Source organism: Roseovarius aquimarinus (assembly GCF_043661195.1).
Classification (GTDB): domain Bacteria; phylum Pseudomonadota; class Alphaproteobacteria; order Rhodobacterales; family Rhodobacteraceae; genus Roseovarius; species Roseovarius aquimarinus.
Window position 1 is genome coordinate 505,471 of record NZ_JBIHMM010000002.1, and the last position, 20,039, is coordinate 525,509.

Here is a 20,039-nt window from a genome sequence, read left to right on the forward strand (position 1 = left end):
TTACTGATCGAGGAAGGACCGCAGTTTGCGCGAGCGGCTCGGGTGCTTGAGCTTGCGCAGCGCCTTCGCCTCGATCTGGCGGATACGCTCGCGCGTGACGCTGAACTGCTGGCCGACTTCCTCGAGCGTGTGGTCGGTGTTCATGCCGATGCCGAAACGCATCCGCAGAACCCGCTCCTCGCGCGGGGTGAGCGACGACAGAACGCGCGTCGTCGTCTCCTTGAGATTGTCCTGAATGGCCGAGTCGAGCGGCAGAACCGCGTTCTTGTCCTCGATGAAATCGCCGAGCTGGCTGTCTTCCTCGTCACCGATGGGCGTCTCGAGGCTGATCGGTTCCTTGGCGATCTTCATCACCTTGCGGACCTTCTCGAGCGGCATTTGCAGCTTCTCGGCCAGCTCCTCGGGCGTCGGCTCGCGGCCGATCTCGTGGAGCATCTGGCGGCCCGTGCGCACCAGCTTGTTGATCGTCTCGATCATGTGGACCGGAATACGGATCGTTCGGGCCTGATCCGCGATCGAGCGCGTGATGGCCTGGCGGATCCACCATGTCGCATAGGTCGAGAACTTGTAGCCGCGGCGATACTCGAACTTGTCCACGGCCTTCATCAGGCCGATATTGCCTTCTTGGATGAGGTCCAGGAATTGCAGGCCGCGATTGGTGTATTTCTTGGCGATGGAGATCACGAGCCGCAGGTTCGCCTCGACCATCTCCTTCTTGGCGAGCCGCGCTTCCTGCTCGCCCTTCTGGACCTGGCCGACGATGCGGCGGAATTCGCTGATGTCGAGGCCGACATACTGCCCGACCTGCGCCATGTCGGCACGCAGCTCGGCCACCTTATCGTTCGAGCGCTCGATCAGCGCCTGCCAGCCACGGCCAGACTTTTGCGCCATGTCGTCGAGCCAATGCGGGTCGAGCTCGCGGCCGCGATACTCGTCGATGAACTCGCGGCGGTTGATGCGCGCCTGATCGGCAAGCTTCACCATCGCGCCGTCGATCATCATGATGCGCTGGTTGATCCCGTAAAGCTGGTCGATCAGCGCCTCGATGCGGTTGTTGTGAAGATGCAGCGAGTTGACCAGAACGACGATTTCGCTGCGCAGCTTCTGATAGGTCTCCTCCTGCGTCGAGGAGAAGGTGCCGTCCTCGTTCAGGGTGGCCGAAATCCGGCTGTCCTGCATCTCGGCCAGCTTGAGATAATCGTCCGCGATCCTGTCGAGCGTCTCGAGCACGGAGGGCTTCAGCGCCGCTTCCATGGCCGCGAGGCTCATGTTGGCCTGATCGTCCTCGTCGTCATCGTCGTCATCGGCGCCGGAGATGGGATTGCCGTCGGCGTCGAGCTCGTCGCCGCCGCTCTTGGAGGTCGAGGGGGCGCTGCCCACATTCGCGGCCTCGACCACGGCGTCGCCCTCGCCCTCGAGCTGGTTGCCGAAGGTCGTCTCGAGGTCGATCACGTCGCGCAGCAAGATGTCTTCAGAGACAAGCTCGTCGCGCCAGATCGTGATGGCCTGAAAGGTCAGCGGGCTTTCGCAGAGGCCCGCGATCATGGTGTTGCGCCCGGCCTCGATCCGCTTGGCGATGGCGATCTCGCCCTCGCGGCTGAGCAGCTCGACGCTGCCCATCTCACGCAGATACATGCGCACCGGATCGTCCGTGCGGTCGAGCTTCTCGCCCGTGCCCGAGCCGAGCGTCAGCTCGCCTTTGCGGCCGATCTCGGCCACGGCGGTGCTGCGCTGCTCCTCGTCCTCGGCATCGTCGTTCTCGATGACGTTGATGCCCATCTCCGAGAGCATCGACATGACGTCCTCGATCTGCTCGGAGCTGACCTGATCGGGCGGCAGTACCTTGTTGAGCTGATCGTAGGTGATGAACCCCTTCTCACGCGCCTCGCCGATCATCTTCTTGATGGCCGCCTGGCTCATGTCGAGCGACATCTCGGCGTCCTGATCGTCCGGCTTCTGGTCGTCGGTGTCCTTGGCGGCCATGTAAGTCTCCTGAGTGGCGGGCGCATGATTCGCACTGCACCCACTGTGCCGCGAATCATCCCTGCGCAGAAGTGATTCGCAACCTGTTTACCTTGTTCTTCTTACCCGAACCTCACCAAAATCCATTCATCGGCGCGGTTTCGAGAACGTAATCCTGTCCAGAAGTGCGTCAAATTCTTCGCGCTCGCCCCGGTTCAGGCGGGCGCCGTTTTCGGCGACATCGTACTCGGCGCGATCCTCATGCTCGCTTCGAACGGCGCGGTTGCGGGCCTCGGCGGCCTGCCCGAGGCGCCATGTCACCGCCTCGTCCGCCACGCCCATCATGTCTTCGGCGGCATCCACGATCTCGGCCTGAAGGCCGCGCGTCGCCGCGATCTTGGCCAGCTCCTCGGCCACGGTCATCTGCGCCAGAGCCATGTTGCCCGGATTTCTGACCGGCGGTGCCAATGCGACATGGGGCAGCCCCATCAGCTTTTCAAGGGCATCGGCCCCCATCGCCTCGGTGATCGCGCCTTGCAGCGCCTCGGCCCCGTCCCCGGCATGGGCCACGATCAGATCGCGCAGCTGCGCGTGTTGCGCGTCGAAACAGTCGAGTCTCTCGAGCGCCGTCTCGAACTCCTCGGCCACCGCGGGCGTCGCGATGAAGGACGCGAGGATCACGGCCTCGCGCAGGTGGTCGTGCTGGCGCGCGTCCGAGCGGGCGAGCGGCGAGGATTTGGTGCTGGCGCGCGCCGACAGATCGGGCTTGGCCCAGCGCCCCTTGCCCTGACTGCCGCGCGCGCCGCCCTGCCGGGGCGCGCCGCCGGACCTGGGCGAAAAGAGCTCCCAGCGCAGATCCTTGATGGCCTGCCCGTAATGACTGCGGATCGAGGGATCGCGAATGAGGCCGATGGCGGCGCGCAGCGACTTGTCGAGCGCGGCGCGCCGCTCGGGGCTGTCGAACTCGCGCCCTTCCGTCTCGCGTTGCCAGAGCAGGCGGACCATCGGCTGCGCCGCGTCGAGAATGGCCTGAACCGCCCCCGCGCCCTGCGCGCGTAGGATATCGTCCGGATCCTGCCCCTCGGGCATCAGCGCGAATCGCAGGCTCTTGCCCGCCTCGAGCAGCGGCAGCGCCAGATCGATCACGCGCCGCGCGGCGGCAAGCCCCGCGCGATCCCCGTCGAGCGCCATGATCGGCTCGTCCGCCGCGCGCCACATCAGCGCCAGTTGCGCCTCGGTCACCGCCGTGCCGAGCGGCGCGACCGCCCCGCCGAAGCCCGCCTGCGCCAGCGCGATCACGTCCATGTAGCCTTCGGCCACGATCAGCGGCTGGCCCTTGCCCGCCGCCTCGCGTGCGGGGCCGTAATTATAAAGCGTGAGCGATTTGTCGAAGAGCTCGGTCTCGGGCGAGTTGAGATATTTGGCGTTGTCGTTGGGATCCATCGCCCGCCCGCCGAAGGCGATCACACGCCCACGCGCGTCGTGGATCGGAAACATGACGCGCCCGCGAAAGACGTCATAGGGCGTGCCGCCCTTCTGCGAGGGCCGCGCGAGTCCGCAGCCGAGGATGAGCTCCGCCGCGACGCCCTTGCCCGTCAGATGATCCCAAAGCCCCTGCCACGCCTGGGGCGCGAAGCCGATGCCGAAGCGCTCCTGCGTCGCCTCGTCGAGGCCGCGGCGCTCGAGATAGGCGCGCGCCTCGGCGCCGTCGGCCCGTTTCAGCATGAGGCGGAAATACTGCTGCGCCGCATCCATCACCTCGGCGAGCTGCGTGCGACGGTCGGCCTTGGCCTGCGCTTGCGGATCGCGCTCGGGGATCTGCATGCCCGCCTCGGCGGCGAGGATGCGGATCGCCTCCATGAACTCGACGTTTTCGGTCTCGCGCACGAAGCTGATGGCGTCGCCCTTGGCGTGACAGCCGAAGCAGTAATAATACCCCTTGCGGTCATCGACGTGGAAACTCGCCGTCTTTTCGTGATGGAACGGGCACGGCGCCCACATGTCGCCCTTGCCCTGGTTGGATTTGCGCATGTCCCACATGACCTTGCGCCCGACGACCTGCGTCAGCGAGGTCCGGGTCCGCAATTCATCGAGAAAGCCAGGGGGTAGAGCCATTGCGCCAATATGGACCATGGCGGCGCCCGCGCCAAGATGGCGCGCGCGTCACATCGCGGCAAAGCGCGGCAGGGGTCAGCCCATCTGCGCGAGGCAGGCGTCGGTGAAGGCGCTCGCGGCCTCGTCGGTCAGCTGCTCTTCGGGCAGGGTATAGACCCAATCGACGAGCGGGCCGATCGCCTCGGCGTATTTCGCATCGGTGTCGCCCGCCGCGATCGCTTGGGCGGCCGCGTCCCTTTGCGATCCGCCGGCGCGCAGCTCCACCGCGTCCGAGACGATTTCCGCGGTGGCGGCGCAGCCCGCGGCCTTGTCCGCATCGTTCGTCTGGGCGGCGGCGGGAACGGCGAGGGCGAGCGGCAGGGCGAGAGCGGCGAGGCGAAGCATGATGGTCTGATCCTTTCGGTTGTCTGGTTCGGCCCGACCATGTCGGGGCATCAGGCGCATGGCAACGCCGCCGGGGCGAGGCCGGTTGCGATCGGCTGGATCACGCCGGCAGACGGGTGCGCCTGCGCGGGCAGTTCACGCCACCCGCGCAGGCGCGGTGCCACTATCAGAGGCCGAGCGCGCGATAGCTCGCCGCGACCTTGCCGATCGAGACGAGATAGGCGGCGGTGCGCAGATCGCTCACGTCTTCGCGCCCGTGCCAGACCTCGCGCATCGACTGGTAGGCCGCGCGCATCGTGTCGTCGAGGCCCGAGCGCACCAGCTCGAGCTCGCCCGCGCCGCGCAGGTAGCGCTGCTTGAAATCGGGGCTGAGCGTCCAGCCGAGCTGCTTGTCGTTGCTGAGCCGCTCGAGCTCGTCGACGACGAGCTGGTGGCGCGACTCCTCCTGCCGGCGGCCCATCCGCCCGAAACGGATATGGCTGAGGTTCTTGACCCATTCGAAGTAGGAGACCGTCACACCGCCCGCGTTGGCATACATGTCGGGCACGATGATGCAGCCCTTCTCGCGCAGGATCTGGTCCGCGCCGGCAGTCACCGGGCCGTTCGCGGCCTCGATGATGAGCTTGGCCGAGATGTCGGCGGCGTTCGAGATGTTGATGACGCCCTCCATCGCGGCGGGGATCAGGATATCGCACGCCTTCTCCAGCACCTTGGCGCCTTCGGCCACGTATTCGGCATCCGGAAAGCCTTTCACGCCGCCATGCTTGCCGATCCAGTTATGGACCTCCTGCACGCTCAGGCCCTTGTCGTTGATGAGCGCGCCGTCGCGCTCGATGATGGCGGTGATGACGCAGCCGTCCTCTTCCGAAAGGAACTTGGCCGCGTGATAACCCACGTTTCCGAGGCCCTGGACCACGACGGTCTTGCCGTCGAGCTTGCCTTCCAGGTTGGCGGCCTTGATGTCCTCCGGGTGACGGAAGAATTCCTGAAGCGCGTATTGCACGCCGCGGCCCGTCGCCTCGGTCCGGCCCTGGATGCCGCCCGCGTTGATCGGCTTGCCGGTGACGCAGGCGCGGCTGTTGATGTCCGTGGTGTGCATGCGGTGATACTGGTCCGCGATCCACGCCATCTCGCGCTCGCCCGTGCCCATGTCGGGGGCGGGCACGTTCTGGCTCGGGTTGATGAGATCGCGTTTGATGAGCTCATAGGCGAAACGGCGCGTGATGCGCTCGAGCTCGGTTTCATCCCATTCGCGCGGGTCGATCCGCAGACCGCCCTTCGAGCCGCCGAACGGCGCTTCGACCAGCGCGCATTTGTAGGTCATGAGCGCCGCGAGCGCCTCGACCTCATCCTGATTGACGCTCATCGCGAAGCGGATGCCGCCCTTGACCGGCTCCATATGCTCCGAATGGACGCTGCGATAGCCGGTGAATGTGTGGATCTGGCCGCGCAGGCGGACACCGAAGCGCACGGTGTAGGTGGCGTTGCAGACGCGGATCTTCTCCTCGAGACCGGGCGGCAGATCCATCAGCGCAACCGCACGGTTGAACATCAGGTCCACTGACTCGCGGAAACTCGGCTCTTTCGCAGCTGTCATCGCTGTCCTCCCAGGGTGCGGCGCGCGCGCCTTGGGCGCCCGCCGGACCTCAATAAATCGAAATTACCCAACGCATCGTTAAAGCATGTGTCTGTTTTGTCCAGCCGACTGTCCCGAGGCGCGGGCCTGCCGGATACGTCCGCAACCGATAATGCGCAAGATCGGAAACAACTCTGCGACAGGGAAATCATTGTCGCGCAATTGATCGAATTTTGTCCTATTTTTGAGGATTTTGGCCCTATTTCGGCCACAGTGCGGCGCGATAAAACTCGCGACGCATTCCGAGTCGACACCGCCGTTCAATGGCATCGCGAGGTAACAAAGTGACACGTAAAGGTTCCCGGATCGAGACGATCAAGGCAGTGATGTCCTTGCACCAGCATCTGCGCAGCATGAAGCGCGAGGAAGATGGCGCCGTCGTGGCATTCACGCTCTTCATCCTCGTCATGATGCTTCTGGCGGGCGGCATCGCCGTCGACGTGATGCGCCACGAGATGGAGCGCACGCGCCTTCAGAACACGCTCGACACCGCCGTGCTGGCCGCCGCCGGCGCGCCCTTCGGCACCAAGCCGAAAGCGATCGTCGAGGATTACTTCGCCAAGGCGCAGATGAGCAATTATCTCGACGATATCGACGATGACGGCGAGGGCGGCGACGACGACGTCGCGCAGACGCTCAACACGAGCCGGGTCACGGCGAGCGCGCGCATGGAGATGGACACCCACCTGATGCGCCTTCTGGGCATCAAGACGATGTCCGCCGCCACCGCCTCGAGCGCGGAGCGCCGCGTGCCAAAGCTGGAAGTGGCGATGGTGCTCGACGTGTCGGGCTCGATGCGCAACTCGCGCATCACGAACCTCAAGAAAGCCGGCAAGAAATTCGTGACCACCATCCTCAACAGCACGTCCAAGGGCGACTCGGTGATTTCGGTCGTGCCGTTTAGCTGGGATGTGTCGCCGGGCTGGAATATCATGAATTCGCTCGACGTCGATGTGCGCCACGATTACTCGACCTGCCTTCAGTTCAGCGACGACGATTTCAACAGCACGGCGATCGACCCCGAGATCGAGCAGCTCCAACTGATCTACACGTCCGAGGAGCATGACGGTTTCGACAGGTTGGATGCGGGCGACCGCACCTGCTATAACGAGCCCAACGCCGAGATCCTGGCCTATTCGATCAACGAGACGGCGCTCCACAGCAAGATCGACTCTCTGGTGGCGAACGGCAACACGTCCGCCAATATCGGGATGAAGTGGGGCTCGGCCCTGCTCGACCCGAAATTCGAGGACGTGAAGGAAGATCTGAACGCGATCAAGATCGACAACGTTCCGCTGGTCGACGATCTGGTCGGCGAGGTTCCCGCCGCATTCAACGAGGCCGAAACGCTTAAGGTCATCGTCCTTATGTCCGACGGCCAGAACACCTATTCGAACCAGTTCCCCGAAGACAGCTCCTTCCGCGGCCCGAACTCGATCCTGCATTTCGTCGAATGGGAAGAGATGGTCTTCGACTACGGCTATTTCGTCTACAACTCCAGCTACCGCACGAACCGCGAAAGCGACTGCGCCAACTGGTGGTGGAAATGCGTCTACAAGCCGATCAGCTTCTCGTCGTATTTCCTCAACGATCCCGATGACGGCCGGTACAAGAACCTGTCCAACAACGAGTGGCTGACGGCATCGCAATTCGCCGCGCTGCAAACCTCGGAAGGCTTCAAGTCTCACGAGCAGCTGTCCTGGGAAGAGGCGTGGGGCATGATGAGCCCGGACTACGTCAACGACGAGATCGGCTACGACGATGCCGAAGACGAGTTCGAGAGCAGCACGAACCGCGTCCAGGGCGGGGAGAAGGACGATCAGATGGACGACATCTGCACGGCCATCAAATCGAAGGGCGTCGTGGTCTACACGATCGGCTTCGAGGTTCCCGCAGGCGGCACCGCCGAGACCCAGCTCAAGAAATGCGCGACCAGCGAGGCGCATTACTACAAGGCGAAGGGTATCAACATCACGGATGCGTTCAGCTCGATCGCGTCGAACGTGGTCAACCTGAGGCTCACGCAATGATGCATCTCATCACCCGTCTGCGCCGTCGCGCCGCCCTTCTGCGGCGGCGCGAGGATGGCGGCACCGCGACGGTCGAGTTCATGATCATCCTGCCGATCTACATGGCGCTGCTGATCATGTCGCTCGAGCTGAGCTTCATCACGCTGCGCCAGACGATGCTGGAGCGCGGGCTGGACATTACGGTGCGCGACATCCGCCTCGGAACCGGCACGTCCCCGACGCATGACGCGATCAAGAAACGGATTTGCGACGAGGCGCTCATCATCGTCGAGTGCGAGGAATCGCTGCGCCTCGAGATGGTGCCCTCGGACATGCGCAACCTCACCACGCTCGGCGGCGAGGTCTTGTGCACCGACAAGGAAGAGGAAGGCGCTCCGGTGCTGAAATTCACGCCCGGCCAGCAGAACCAGCTGATGTTCCTGCGCGCCTGCCTGAAGTTCGATCCGATCTTCCCGACCTGGCACCTCGCCCGCACGCTCAGCCGGGACAACAGTGGGCAGGTCGCCATCGTGACCATGTCCGCCTTCGTTCAGGAGCCCTTGTAAGATGGCCTGTATACGCATCAAGACCTGGCTGAACCGCTTTCGGCGGCAGGAACGCGGCTCGGTGACGGTCGAAGCGATCATCACCCTGCCCCTGCTGATCTGGGGCGTGGGCATGACCTACGAGTTCTTCGAGGTCCACCGCTACAAGAGCACGCGCGACAAGGCGGCCTATACCATCGCCGACATGGTCTCGCGCGAGATGCTGCCGATCAACGCGACCTACATCAACAACGCCAAGACGGTCTTCGACACGATCACCAACGATAACGGGAACGACGCGCTGCGCGTGACCATCATCAAGTACGACGAGGACGAGGACGAGTATTCGGTGAAATGGAGCGAGGTGCGCGGTCCGACAAAGCTGTCCAAGCTGACGACGGCTGATGTGAAGGACGCCCATGCCACCCTGCCCGCGATGCGCGATGGCGAGGAGCTGGTCGTCGTCGAGAGCCTCTCGGATTATCCCGCGCGCTTCGATGTGGGCTTCACCGACGGGATGCAGGTCGCGACCCGCGTGACGACGATCCCGCGTTTCGCGCCGCAGATCAACTGGTCGAACAGCTGACGGCCATACAAGGTCCGACGATATCGGGCGCCGGGGTTCTCCCGGCGCCCTTTTTCTGTCGGTTCAGCGGCGCGGGCGCACCTCGGCGCCGCGCTCTTCCGGCTCGGTGTCGATGAGTTCGGTCGGAAAGCCCGGCGCGGTGACGCTGAGGCCCGTCGCCTCCTCCAGACGCTCGATGATGCGGTCCGACTGCGCCCGCTCGCCATAGCGGCGCTGCCCGTCGCGCATGATCTCGATCATCAGCGGCGATATCTCGAGCGGTACCTCGTGCAGATCAGCCAGCTTCTGGAAAAGCCCGATATCCTTCTGCACGAGATCCATCGTGAAATTCACGTCGCGCGAGCCCGAGAGGATGAGCTGGCTTTCGGTCTCGTGCACGAAGGACGTTCCCGAAGAGATCGCGATCGCCTCGTAGGTGGTGGCGAGGTCCATGCCGGCCGCCTTCATCACGGTCAGCGCTTCGCAGAGCGTCAGAAGATTGGCCGTCGCCAGATAATTGGTCATGACCTTCAGAACCGATGCGCTGCCCAGATCGCCCGTGTGCAGCACCCGCCGCCCCATGATGGTCAGAAGCGGCAGGATGCGCTCGAAGGTGGGGCGATCGCAGCCCGCATAGATGCTGATATTGCCGGTGTCGGCGCGATGGCACCCGCCCGAGACGGGGCAATCCACCGCCGCCGCGCCCGTGGCGATCATCTCGGCCCCGAGCCGCGCGATCTCGGCCGCATCCGTGGTCGACATCTCCATCCAGATCTTGCCCGGTCCGGCCACGGGCAGCATCTGCCGCACCACCGCATCGCTCGCCGCGGGGCTGGGCAGGCAGGTAATGACCGCATCGCATGTCTGCATCATCTGCGCGGGGCTCTCGCCCGCCGCCGCGCCGCGCTCCACGAACCCCGCGACGAGCGCCGGGCTCAGATCATGCACCACAAGGTCGATCCCGTTGCGCAACAGGCTGCCCGCAAGCTTTCCCCCGACATTGCCGAGGCCGATGAATCCGATTCTCAAGTTATCTCTCCCGTTGAATTTTCAGGTGAGACTGCCCCGGCGGGGGCGCCCCGTCGCGGCCGAAAGCGACTGCGCGCCGCCGCCGCTTGCCCAGTTGCGGCAAAGAATGGCATGAAAGGGCGAGGCACGGGGATGCGCGGATGAAATCGAGACGTGACGAAAGCAAGATGGCCGCCCTACGCATGGCGCTGCCCGGGGCGTTCTTCGGTGCCCTGCTCATGGCCGGCTGCACCCCGTTCCCCGATCTGCGCGATGCCGCGTCCGACGCCGCGCTTGCCCAGCCCTATCCCGATCTCGTGCCCCTCTCGGGTCTCGACACGCAGCGGGGCCAGAGCCGCATCACGCCCGACACGGTCGGCACGATCGAGGCGCGCATCGCCGCACTAGAGGCACGCGCCGACCGGCTGCGCGGAGATATCGTCGATCCCGGCACCCGGCGCCGCATGGCGCGCGGCGTCACCGAGTGACCCCGCCCGCGTGCCACGCGGGTAAAACCCGCGTTGCACGCCTGCCCCTTTGCCTGTAGATCGCGGCATAGCCTTTTTGGACCGATCACCACTTCATTTTTCGGAGACACGCCATGACAGACCCCCTGCGCCTCGGTATCGCCGGATTGGGCACTGTCGGCACCGGCGTCGTGCGCATCATCCGCCAGAAGGCCAAGCTGCTCGAGGCGCGCGCAGGCCGCCCCATCACGATCAGCGCCGTCTCGGCCCGCTCGAAGGGCAAGGACCGGGGGGTGAGCCTCGCCGATTACGCCTGGGAGAATGATCCCGTCGCTCTGGCGCGGCGCGATGACGTGGACGTCTTCGTCGAGCTGGTGGGCGGCGACGAGGGTCCGGCCAAGGACGCGGTCGAAGCGGCCATCGCGGCGGGCAAAGACGTCGTGACCGCGAACAAGGCGCTGCTCGCGCATCACGGTCACGCGCTGGCGCTGGCCGCCGAGGAGGCGGGCCGCGTCATCCGTTTCGAGGCCGCCGTCGCGGGCGGCATCCCCGTGGTCAAGGCATTGACCGAAGGGCTTGCCGGCAACGACATGACCCGCGTGATGGGCGTGATGAACGGCACCTGCAACTACATCCTGACGCGGATGCAATCGGCCGGGCTGCCCTATGCCGAGGTCTTTCAAGAAGCGTCAGATCTCGGATATCTCGAAGCCGATCCCCAGCTCGACGTGGGCGGCATCGACGCGGCGCACAAGCTGGCCATTCTCGCGGCCATCGCCTTCGGCACGCAGGTCGATTTCGGCGGCGTCGAGATGGAGGGTATCGGCTCGATCACCATCGAGGATATCAACCACGCCGCCGACATGGGCTATCGCATCAAGCTTCTGGGCGTCGCGCAGATGACGGGCCGCGGGCTCGAGCAGCGCATGACGCCCTGCCTCGTGCCGTCGAACAGCCCGCTCGGCACGCTCGAAGGCGGCACGAACATGGTCGTGCTCGAAGGCGACAGTGTCGAGCAGGTGGTGCTGCGCGGCCCCGGCGCCGGCATGGGCCCGACCGCGAGCGCGGTGATGAGCGACGTGATGGATATCGCGCGCGGCGTGCGCCTGCCGACGTTCGGGCGCCCCGCGACGAGCCTCGCGGCCGCGCGGCCCGCTGCTTCGGGCACGCCCGCGCCCTATTACCTGCGCATGTCGCTCGCCGACAAACCCGGTGCGCTCGCGAAGGTGGCGACCGCCCTCGGGGAGGCCGGAATTTCCATCGACCGCATGCGCCAATACGATCACGCCGGCCCCGATGCGCCCGTCCTCATCGTCACGCACAAGACCGGCCGCGCCGAACTGGCGCAGGCGCTGGACGCGATGCCGGGCCTCGGCGTCGTCACCGGCGCGCCCATCGCGCTCCGGATCGAAAACCTCTAGGCCAAGGGCCGCTCCCACCCCGTTTGCCCCATCCGAAGGACTTTGCCATGACCGACACCGCCGATTTCAACGACCGCATGCTGTCGCTCGGGCTTGCCCGCGTCTCCGAGGCCGCCGCGCTGGCCTGCGCCGACATGATCGGCCGCGGTGACGAGAAGGCCGCCGACCAGATGGCCGTCAACGCGATGCGCGAGCAGCTCAACAAGCTGGCCATCAAGGGCGTCGTGGTGATCGGCGAGGGCGAGCGCGACGAGGCGCCGATGCTCTATATCGGCGAGGAAGTGGGCAGCGGCGACGGCCCCGGCGTCGATATCGCGCTCGATCCGCTGGAAGGCACGACGCTGACCGCCAAGGCCATGCCCAACGCGCTCACCGTGATCTCGATGGCGCCGCGCGGCACGCTCCTGCACGCGCCGGACGTCTATATGGACAAGCTCGCGATCGGGCCGGGCTATGACAAGGACGTGGTGTCGCTGGACATGTCCCCGCGCGAGCGGGTCGAGGCGCTGGCCAAGGCGCGCGGCTGCAAGACATCCGACATCACGGTCTGCATCCTCGAGCGACCGCGACACCAGGAGATGATCGACGAGGTGCGTGGCACCGGCGCCGCCGTCTTTCTCATCACCGATGGCGACGTGGCGGGCGTGATCCATTGCGCCGATGCCGAGGCGACGGGCGTCGACATTTATATGGGCTCGGGCGGCGCGCCCGAGGGCGTTCTGGCGGCGTCGGCGCTCAAATGCATGGGCGGCCAGATCTGGGGCCGGCTCCTCTTCCGCAACGATGACGAGCGGGGCCGCGCGGCCAAGGCGGGCATCACCGATCTGGACCGCATCTATGCGCGCGACGACATGGTGACGGGCGACGTGATCTTCGCCGCGACCGGCGTGACCGACGGCTCGCTCGTCCGGGGCGTCAAGCGCCGCCCCGGCTTCGTCGAGACGGAAACGGTGCTGATGCGCTCCAAGACCGGCTCGGTGCGGCGGATGATCTATCGCAACCCGGTGAAGTGAGCCGGGCGCCGCTGACGGAGGCTGCCCAGCCGTGCCCGCCGGGCTCGGGCAATCGGGCGAAAGCGAAAGGGGGAGCCGCATGACCGCCTTTCTGGATATCGAAACCTCTCTCACGGGGCGGCGCTGGGTCGGCCCCACCGCGCTCATGGACCGCGCCGCCGAGGCGATCGCCCAAGGCGCGGGGCTGCCGCCCGCCGTGGCGATGGCGCTCGCGCGCCGGGGTATCGCGCCCGAGGCCTGCGAGGCCTATCTCGCGCCGTCCCTGCGCGACCTGCTCCCCGACCCGCGCAGCCTTCTCGACATGGAAAAGGCCGCGCGGCGCTTTCTCGCCGCCGTCGATGCGCGCGAGCGCATCGCGATCTTCGCCGACTACGACGTGGATGGCGGGACCAGTGCCGCGCTCCTGATCGACTGGCTGCGGCAGATGGGGCGCGAGGCGACGCTCTATGTGCCCGACCGGATCGACGAGGGCTACGGGCCGAATGACGAGGCGATGTCGCAGCTCGCCGCCACGCATGACCTGATTGTCTGCGTCGATTGCGGCACGCTGAGCCATGGGCCGGTCGCCGCCGCCAAAGGCGCGGACGTGGTCATTCTGGATCACCACCTCGGGGGCGAGACGCTGCCCGATGCACTGGCTGTGGTGAACCCAAACCGGCAGGACGAGAGCGGCGATCTTGCGCATCTCTGCGCCGCCGCCGTCGTCTTTCTCATGCTGGTCGAGGCGGGTCGGCAATTGCGCGAGGCGGGCCGGAAAGGCCCGGACCTCTTGGCGATGCTCGATCTGGTGGCGTTGGCCACCGTGGCCGATGTCGCGCCGTTGATCGGGGTCAACCGCGCTTTCGTGCGGCAAGGCCTGCGCGTCATGGCGCGGCGCGAGCGGCCCGGCCTCGTCGCGCTCGCCGATGTCGCGCGGATGGACAGCGCACCCAGCCCCTACCATCTGGGCTTCCTTCTCGGCCCGCGCGTCAATGCCGGGGGCCGCGTCGGGCGCGCCGATCTCGGCGCGCGCCTTCTGGCCTGCAATGTCCCGCACGAGGCGCAGGCGATGGCCGAGCGGCTCGACCAGCTCAACTCCGAACGCCGCGAGATCGAGGCCGGGGTGCAGGCCGCCGCCATGGCGCAGGCCGAAGCGCGCGGCCTCGATGCACCGCTCGTCTGGGCCGCGAGCGAGGGCTGGCATCCGGGTGTCGTCGGCATCGTGGCGAGCCGCCTCAAGGAGGCCGCCCACCGCCCGGCCATCGTGATCGGCTTCGACGGCGAGATCGGCAAGGGATCGGGCCGCTCGATCTCGGGGGTCGATCTGGGCGCCGCGATCCAGCGTCTCGCCGCCGAAGGCCTCCTGCTCAAGGGCGGCGGGCACAAGATGGCCGCGGGCCTCACCGTCGAGCGCGCACGGCTCGAGCCCGCGATGGCGCGTCTCGCGGAGCTTCTGGAGCGCCAGGGCGCCGCCGAGCGGGGCGCGGCGGATCTCGTGCTCGACGGGCTTCTGATGCCCGGCGCGGCGACGCCCGAGCTGATCGGAACGCTCGAAGCGGCCGGCCCCTTCGGTGCGGGATCCCCCGCCCCGCGCCATGTCTTCGCGGATATGCAGATCACCTTCGCCAAGCGCGTCGGCGAGCGCCATCTTAAGATGCGATTCGGCGACGGGCTGGGCGCGCAGCTCGACGCCATCGCCTTCGGCGCCTTCGATGGGCCGCTCGGCCCCGCGCTCGAGGGGCATGGCGGTGCGCGGTTCCACCTTGCGGGACGGCTCGAGCTCAACGTCTGGCAGGGGCGTCAATCGGCGCAACTGCGCCTCGAGGACGCCGCGCGCGCCTGACGTCGCGGCGCCTGTCGGCCCGGCCCGAATTATTTCACCCATCCCCGCGATTCGATGCAAAAAGGCCCTTGCGCACCCCCGGCCTTTTGCCTTAGGAACCGCCTCACGCAGCGCGTGGCCCGTTCGTCTATCGGTTAGGACGCCAGGTTTTCAACCTGGAAAGAGGGGTTCGATTCCCCTACGGGCTGCCACCCCACCTCTGTAATGTACTGATATAGTTGACCGTTATGTAGATTGCGCTCTGCATACCATCATGTGTACCATCAGGACGTAGGTTGCTATATTGTCACATCGTTGCGGAGCCAAATCATCCAATCCGTTCCGTCTCCGTGGCTTAAGACCCGAATCTTTCGCACTTCCCACCTTGGTTGTTTATGGTTGCGATTGTTCCCGCTTAATGTGACCTTTGAGACATTTAGCACCGAACAGTGACGACCAACGGCTTCGGGTAGCAGACTGCGCAACGGGAAAAAGAATGTTCAATAAGTCACTTAAAGACGAAATATCAAACAGTGAACTGTTCGAGGTACTAGAAAGCCAGACAACACTTGAAACTGTACGTGGCTTGTTGAGAGAGAAAGATCTACCTCACTCGGCTTCGAGCTGGGAAAAAATGGTCGAAAGCAGGCTCGTTCCCGCGATTAGTGACGGCTCTCTTCAAGTTGAAGAACTAGTTGAGTTAATCAAAGAGAGTGAGGAGCACGGTCACAAGCATGTAATGATGTATCGGTTCAATCCGGAAGAACTAGAGAACATCAAGTCAATGTTCGATCCGACGTGGCTGAATGGTTGGGCGAAAGAAAAAGGACTACCAGTAACTGGCAAGTATGTGTTCGCAGCCTTCCCTAATGTTCCAACCGTCACTGAGGTTCGAGTAGGCGACGGAGAACAAAAAGAGGCTATCGTACTGAAGATCGCTAGAACGCTGCAAAGACGCAAAACAGCGGAAATAGTCGAGTATCAAGGTCGTGAAGTTTATATGGCCGAAGTCTCCAAGTATCGTGCTGTTGACGTCGTAAAGGTTCATGGCAGTGGTTTAGTCGAGGTGAGGGTACACACTCGCTCTGGCGCGATTTCATACCCCGGCGCAGCGCTAAGCGCGATGAACTATTTGGATGGAATTTTGCCAACTGGGACTGTTGGTGACTATTCACTCGGACGGGCAAGGGATGTTTTTGCAGATAGCACAAAACGGCCCGCCTTGCCTCCACAGTTCGAGCTTCTTGAGGCTGAGTTAAAGAACGACCGTGGAGACAGGATGCAATCGTCTTCCGATCCAGATCACGGTGGTATTAACGGTTCGGAAGTAACCACCGGTGTAATCGACCAATTTTCAGACGCTGGATATGACGCGTACTGTGAGCGAGCGAGGGTTAGCTACAAAATTGGCAATACCCGCAAGATAAATGTGATTCTGACAGAACTCGACAATGAAATTATTGTCACTTCCAACGTCACTCGCACCGAGTACGATGAAATACTTCAAGCAATCCTGAAGGTCATGGAGATTTATTGATGCCCACTGATAGGGCAACGCAAGACTGGAAGTCGCGACTAGATGCTGAGTTTGAAAAACTGCGGCAGGCTGGATACTATAAGGAGGTCACGTACAATCGTCTGAAATCCTTAGTCAACGCACCGAGCGATCGTCTTCTCCTGAATGCAGTGACAGAAAGAATACTCGACGGAGAAGTTCACGTGTTTTATCGTGTCTTATCTCCCCGCAATAGATCGCCTGTTGCAAAATTCTCCAGTCTACTAGATGTGCCTGAAAGTATTTTGGATACCTCAACCGGCGATTATATCGCGATTGACCCGTTCCGGAACGTCGAAACCGTTTACACGGCAGAGGCGCGCCTTGGTAACTGAACTAGACTTAGAAATCGCGCACGAAACTGCGAAAAAGGCGTTTGACGAGATAGTTCGTTTGCCGGAAGGAGAGCAATTTTCCGCGCTTCGAGAACGTTCCAAAGCGATCGAAGACGGGGTTCAACGCATTTCTTTCGAACACTTGGTATTTGGAATGTTGAAAACCCATAACCAAGAACCTGCCGCGCAGAAGTATTTGAACGTTGCATTTGGTCCAGAAGGAACGGCTCTAATCTTTTTTCTGGTAAGTATAGCAGTGTGCTTGCTGGAGTTTCGATTTAAATTTTTGTGGGCACTCATTTCGTCTTTGGTAGTTGCCATTCTTATCCGAATGATATTCCGGATGTTTGATCGCGCGTTCTTTTTTCGTCGATTGATCGCTACATGGTTTTTTAGTGGTCTATTATTGGTTTCTGCACCAAGTCTAGTGATCATGGCCAAAACCGACTTTGCCACTTTTGAATGGGGTGGCCCACCAAGCGTTACGGTATCACTGGTTTGGTGCCTAGGCCTCGTCGTCAACGCTTTTTTGGCGTTCCACGAAATGAAACGTAACTAACGATGCAAATGAGTTCTAGTCCAACGTACCGTTTGAGTTGCTTGCAATCGATTGCAGGAATGTTCTTCCGAAACCTCGCATAAGACCCTGATGCCCAATATTCCTTATTCTCATAACACCTCACCTTCCGCCTTTCATTGCCCACACAATGGCCCAAAAGCGGCTTCTAGCCCTCCCCTACCTCCTGAACGTAAAGTGCAATGCAGTGCACTTTTTACCTCAAAAGTTTCGAACTGGCTTTCGCCGGATTTTTCGTTTTCTGTCTGAACATATCGAAGCTAAATTAGTAATCAAAGATGAAGTAACAAGCTGCGACCTTGCCTTACGATAACGAGGCGTCACAACGTAGTTTCGCCCACGTGGCGAATTCGGCTCGTTCTGCAGTACTCCAATACGCTTGAGCGCCCGAAGCTGCGGATAGATTGAATCATGCGGAAAGGGAGATATGCGATGGTGATACGCGAGGCTCGTTAGCAGAGATACGCCGTCCCACGCGGTGTCAGCCGCACCAAGAACTGCTTCAACCAACTCCTCCATAGTCGCATCGTCGTTCTTGGCTTCTGACCTTTCGCGGACAAAATCGAACAGCTTATTCAGCCTATTCGCTGCATCCAATTTCAACTTGCCAATGCTATCAACCGCGCCGGTTATGCTTTGGATGCCCTTAACGTCGGCAGCTTTCATAATTTCAGAACGGGAATAGACTACCTCGAAGCGAACGGTCGTTTCAGCTTTGGCATAAAATCGGACAGCCACCCCATCCTTTAGATAAATCATTACTGATGGACTGTCGTATTCGAGACCTTCTTCGAGCCGATCGGCGGGAAGATGCCTCGACAGTATACGCCGAGAGATGCTCTGAATTCTGCTCTTGATCGCCAAGACGGTCAATATTGGCTGTTCATCGAAATAGTCCCAACAGACTTCGACCGTTTTGAGCGTGATTGTTGGCTCACGGCGCGGATCGGCTCCTTTATCATTGATGGGGAGCGCTTTGGAAATAGTTCTGAATATCGCCCAGATCTGGTCGCTAAAATGTTGCTCTGCGGGGCGGGAAAGCACATATGCAGTTCGCTTTGCTGTTCGGTCCAAGATATTATCTGCCGGCGCAAGAGTTCTTTCTTTCACCTTAGATTTTGCTCTGTCTGAAAGAGCCAATGCATAGGGATTGGAAATCGCCCAACGCTTGTCTGCGCCCAAACCGATCTTAACAAGTTCCTGCGCTTGGAGCGAACGATTGATATTGAGATAAGAAAAAAGTATCCCTTCCCAATCTCTTTTGGCAAAACTGTTCCCCTCCTCTCGACTAGTTTCTCGGAGCTTCAAGTAACCTCGAAAAGTTGGGTACGGGTGTTTGACTCCTTCTCCTGATCCGGTTCCACGTACAGTTAGCGTATGGCTGTAACGACCGTCATCTGCAGTTCGGTTCTCAAAGAGACGAGTGGTACTTCCCTCACCACATGAAACCGTTAGCTGAGATAGTCGAGGAACAAGTTTTGTGACTTGATGACGCGCTGCACTGAACTTCCAACCACCGATCACCACATCGCACTTATCGATTAACGCCTCCTCTTCTCGGGCACGCAACTCATCCCAGAACTTCCTATGCAATCGGCTCGGGCGTATTGGTTTTGGTATCCTCATGGGGCAGTTGCCTGCCTATACGAATGGGAGTTCTCTTGCGTTCCATCGGCTTGAAGACGCAAAAACCGAGTATGGAGGCGGTGAACACTGGACTGATGCCATTTTCCACCGTGACGGTTCGGAACCAAATGCTCGTCATTTAGAGCAATTGCAATTGCGCGAAAACTTAATCTTCGCTCTGAGCGCAGTTGGGAAATTTTAGGACCATAACGAAGTGCGAAATCGTCTGCTTTTTGTTTATGGTCAGTGGCTAGGTTTTTCCCATTTACTCCTAGCTTGACGCCCCTTGCTTTAGCCGACGCCAAAGCTGCCTTGGTTCTCTCACTGATACGACGCCCCTCCTCCTCGCCCATTGCAGCGTACACGTGGAGCATAAAGCGATCTGCGTTCGGCATGTCGATAGCAGTGAATTTGACGCCGCTTTCAATAAGATTAGCGATAAAAGCGACGTTCCGCGCGAGACGATCGAGCTTTGCGATGAGAAGAGTTGCGCCAACTTGCCGGCATACCTCAATAGCAGCACCCAATTCCGGACGGTTCTTGACCTTTCCACTTTCAACCTCAGTAAACTCGTTTAAGAGTTCGCCTCCGGTGTTTTGAATAAAGTTCGACGTTGCATTGCGCTGGGCATCCAAGCCCAAACCGCTCGCGCCTTGCCGGACCGTCGAAACACGATAGTAAGCAATATATTTTTTTGAGAACATAACAGATTCCTTCACAAGTGAACGTTGGTTTGCTTGTGAACAGACCTGATCACCAGTTGCGCCCATTGAAGGGCTGCAGGGCAAATTAATCGATTTTGCACCCAATTTGGCGGAGCTAACCTTCATTACGTGTATTTGACACAACAGCCGCAGCAAGCTTCCATCTAACACGTTGTTTTTTCTACACACATTCACCGGCGCTCTACTCCGTTGGGCTGGGCGACCCTAGCATTTCCAACCATGCAACGGGTTTCCAAGGTTTATCTTTATAATTCATCTACTTAAGGATGGATTCGTTATGCTGAAAGTTTCTAGC

17 protein-coding genes and 1 tRNA gene are annotated in these 20,039 nt (G+C 61.8%); 11 read left to right on the forward strand and 7 right to left on the reverse strand.

Features of this window, described 5'->3' with window-relative positions:
- The 4 genes from rpoD to ACGRVM_RS09940 form a co-directional block, all read right to left on the reverse strand.
- A complete protein-coding gene (gene rpoD, locus ACGRVM_RS09925) occupies positions 1–1,983 on the reverse strand; it encodes an RNA polymerase sigma factor RpoD (RefSeq protein WP_377170338.1) in 1,983 nt (660 codons plus the stop codon).
- A gap of 126 nt (positions 1,984–2,109) precedes the next feature.
- Complete coding sequence (gene dnaG / locus ACGRVM_RS09930; protein ID WP_377170336.1) at positions 2,110–4,077, reverse strand: DNA primase; 1,968 nt, start codon at positions 4,075–4,077, stop codon at positions 2,110–2,112.
- A 75-nt stretch (positions 4,078–4,152) separates the two neighbouring features.
- Positions 4,153–4,461, reverse strand: coding sequence for a hypothetical protein (locus ACGRVM_RS09935; RefSeq protein WP_377170334.1), 309 nt, complete (start codon positions 4,459–4,461; stop codon positions 4,153–4,155).
- A gap of 166 nt (positions 4,462–4,627) precedes the next feature.
- Positions 4,628–6,058: a Glu/Leu/Phe/Val family dehydrogenase gene (locus tag ACGRVM_RS09940; RefSeq protein WP_377170331.1), complete on the reverse strand. Its 1,431-nt coding sequence runs from the start codon at positions 6,056–6,058 to the stop codon at positions 4,628–4,630.
- A gap of 323 nt (positions 6,059–6,381) precedes the next feature.
- Here ACGRVM_RS09940 and ACGRVM_RS09945 point away from each other — a divergent pair, with 323 nt between their 5' ends.
- Genes ACGRVM_RS09945 through ACGRVM_RS09955 form a run of 3 tightly spaced genes read left to right on the forward strand, consistent with a single transcriptional unit; the run spans position 6,382 to position 9,237 of the window.
- Positions 6,382–8,127, forward strand: coding sequence for a pilus assembly protein TadG-related protein (locus ACGRVM_RS09945; RefSeq protein ID WP_377170329.1), 1,746 nt, complete (start codon positions 6,382–6,384; stop codon positions 8,125–8,127).
- Positions 8,124–8,672: a TadE/TadG family type IV pilus assembly protein gene (locus ACGRVM_RS09950; RefSeq protein WP_377170327.1), complete on the forward strand. Its 549-nt coding sequence runs from the start codon at positions 8,124–8,126 to the stop codon at positions 8,670–8,672. Before ACGRVM_RS09945 ends, ACGRVM_RS09950 begins: the two co-directional genes overlap by 4 nt.
- A gap of 1 nt (position 8,673) precedes the next feature.
- Complete coding sequence (locus ACGRVM_RS09955) at positions 8,674–9,237, forward strand: TadE/TadG family type IV pilus assembly protein (RefSeq protein ID WP_377170325.1); 564 nt, start codon at positions 8,674–8,676, stop codon at positions 9,235–9,237.
- A gap of 63 nt (positions 9,238–9,300) precedes the next feature.
- On the opposite strand, the gene ACGRVM_RS09960 is transcribed toward ACGRVM_RS09955, so the two are convergent.
- The gene (locus ACGRVM_RS09960) at positions 9,301–10,245 is read right to left on the reverse strand and encodes an NAD(P)-dependent oxidoreductase (protein WP_377170323.1); all 945 of its coding nucleotides are present in this window, start codon (positions 10,243–10,245) and stop codon (positions 9,301–9,303) included.
- Positions 10,246–10,412: 167 nt separating this feature from the next.
- On the opposite strand from ACGRVM_RS09960, the gene ACGRVM_RS09965 reads away from it, so the two are divergent.
- The 8 genes from ACGRVM_RS09965 to ACGRVM_RS10000 all read left to right on the forward strand — a co-directional run bounded on the left by ACGRVM_RS09965 (position 10,413) and on the right by ACGRVM_RS10000 (position 17,375).
- Positions 10,413–10,712: a hypothetical protein gene (locus ACGRVM_RS09965; protein ID WP_377170321.1), complete on the forward strand. Its 300-nt coding sequence runs from the start codon at positions 10,413–10,415 to the stop codon at positions 10,710–10,712.
- A gap of 113 nt (positions 10,713–10,825) precedes the next feature.
- Complete coding sequence (locus ACGRVM_RS09970; RefSeq protein ID WP_377170319.1) at positions 10,826–12,112, forward strand: homoserine dehydrogenase; 1,287 nt, start codon at positions 10,826–10,828, stop codon at positions 12,110–12,112.
- 47 nt (positions 12,113–12,159) lie between these two features.
- Positions 12,160–13,125, forward strand: a complete 966-nt coding sequence (glpX, locus tag ACGRVM_RS09975; RefSeq protein ID WP_377170317.1) for a class II fructose-bisphosphatase — start codon at positions 12,160–12,162, stop codon at positions 13,123–13,125.
- A gap of 79 nt (positions 13,126–13,204) precedes the next feature.
- Positions 13,205–14,947, forward strand: coding sequence for a single-stranded-DNA-specific exonuclease RecJ (gene recJ, locus ACGRVM_RS09980; RefSeq protein WP_377170315.1), 1,743 nt, complete (start codon positions 13,205–13,207; stop codon positions 14,945–14,947).
- A gap of 116 nt (positions 14,948–15,063) precedes the next feature.
- A tRNA-Glu gene (locus ACGRVM_RS09985) sits at positions 15,064–15,138 on the forward strand.
- A 284-nt stretch (positions 15,139–15,422) separates the two neighbouring features.
- A complete protein-coding gene (locus ACGRVM_RS09990; RefSeq protein WP_377170312.1) occupies positions 15,423–16,463 on the forward strand; it encodes a hypothetical protein in 1,041 nt (346 codons plus the stop codon).
- Positions 16,463–16,816: a hypothetical protein gene (locus ACGRVM_RS09995; protein ID WP_394624047.1), complete on the forward strand. Its 354-nt coding sequence runs from the start codon at positions 16,463–16,465 to the stop codon at positions 16,814–16,816. The genes ACGRVM_RS09990 and ACGRVM_RS09995 overlap by 1 nt, the downstream gene beginning before the upstream one ends.
- The gene (locus ACGRVM_RS10000) at positions 16,806–17,375 is read left to right on the forward strand and encodes a hypothetical protein (protein ID WP_394624048.1); all 570 of its coding nucleotides are present in this window, start codon (positions 16,806–16,808) and stop codon (positions 17,373–17,375) included. The genes ACGRVM_RS09995 and ACGRVM_RS10000 overlap by 11 nt, the downstream gene beginning before the upstream one ends.
- Before the next feature lie 219 nt (positions 17,376–17,594).
- On the opposite strand, the gene ACGRVM_RS10005 is transcribed toward ACGRVM_RS10000, so the two are convergent.
- Positions 17,595–19,019 carry a hypothetical protein gene (locus ACGRVM_RS10005; protein WP_377170307.1) on the reverse strand — a complete coding sequence of 475 codons (1,425 nt, stop codon included), beginning with the start codon at positions 19,017–19,019 and terminating at the stop codon, positions 17,595–17,597.
- Positions 19,016–19,849, reverse strand: coding sequence for a recombinase family protein (locus ACGRVM_RS10010; RefSeq protein ID WP_377170305.1), 834 nt, complete (start codon positions 19,847–19,849; stop codon positions 19,016–19,018). Before ACGRVM_RS10010 ends, ACGRVM_RS10005 begins: the two co-directional genes overlap by 4 nt.
- Positions 19,850–20,039: the final 190 nt, after the last annotated feature.

What these genes read in the sequence shown, in the direction of transcription:
- rpoD (WP_377170338.1), bottom strand. Translation starts at nt 1,983, where the DNA reads ATGGCCGCCAAGGACACCGACGACCAGAAGCCGGACGATCAGGACGCC.
- dnaG (WP_377170336.1), bottom strand. Translation starts at nt 4,077, where the DNA reads ATGGCTCTACCCCCTGGCTTTCTCGATGAATTGCGGACCCGGACCTCG.
- ACGRVM_RS09935 (WP_377170334.1), bottom strand. Translation starts at nt 4,461, where the DNA reads ATGCTTCGCCTCGCCGCTCTCGCCCTGCCGCTCGCCCTCGCCGTTCCC.
- ACGRVM_RS09940 (WP_377170331.1), bottom strand. Translation starts at nt 6,058, where the DNA reads ATGACAGCTGCGAAAGAGCCGAGTTTCCGCGAGTCAGTGGACCTGATG.
- ACGRVM_RS09950 (WP_377170327.1), top strand. Translation starts at nt 8,124, where the DNA reads ATGATGCATCTCATCACCCGTCTGCGCCGTCGCGCCGCCCTTCTGCGG.
- ACGRVM_RS09955 (WP_377170325.1), top strand. Translation starts at nt 8,674, where the DNA reads ATGGCCTGTATACGCATCAAGACCTGGCTGAACCGCTTTCGGCGGCAG.
- ACGRVM_RS09965 (WP_377170321.1), top strand. Translation starts at nt 10,413, where the DNA reads ATGGCCGCCCTACGCATGGCGCTGCCCGGGGCGTTCTTCGGTGCCCTG.
- ACGRVM_RS09970 (WP_377170319.1), top strand. Translation starts at nt 10,826, where the DNA reads ATGACAGACCCCCTGCGCCTCGGTATCGCCGGATTGGGCACTGTCGGC.
- glpX (WP_377170317.1), top strand. Translation starts at nt 12,160, where the DNA reads ATGACCGACACCGCCGATTTCAACGACCGCATGCTGTCGCTCGGGCTT.
- recJ (WP_377170315.1), top strand. Translation starts at nt 13,205, where the DNA reads ATGACCGCCTTTCTGGATATCGAAACCTCTCTCACGGGGCGGCGCTGG.
- ACGRVM_RS09990 (WP_377170312.1), top strand. Translation starts at nt 15,423, where the DNA reads ATGTTCAATAAGTCACTTAAAGACGAAATATCAAACAGTGAACTGTTC.
- ACGRVM_RS09995 (WP_394624047.1), top strand. Translation starts at nt 16,463, where the DNA reads ATGCCCACTGATAGGGCAACGCAAGACTGGAAGTCGCGACTAGATGCT.
- ACGRVM_RS10005 (WP_377170307.1), bottom strand. Translation starts at nt 19,019, where the DNA reads ATGAGGATACCAAAACCAATACGCCCGAGCCGATTGCATAGGAAGTTC.
- ACGRVM_RS10010 (WP_377170305.1), bottom strand. Translation starts at nt 19,849, where the DNA reads ATGAAGGTTAGCTCCGCCAAATTGGGTGCAAAATCGATTAATTTGCCC.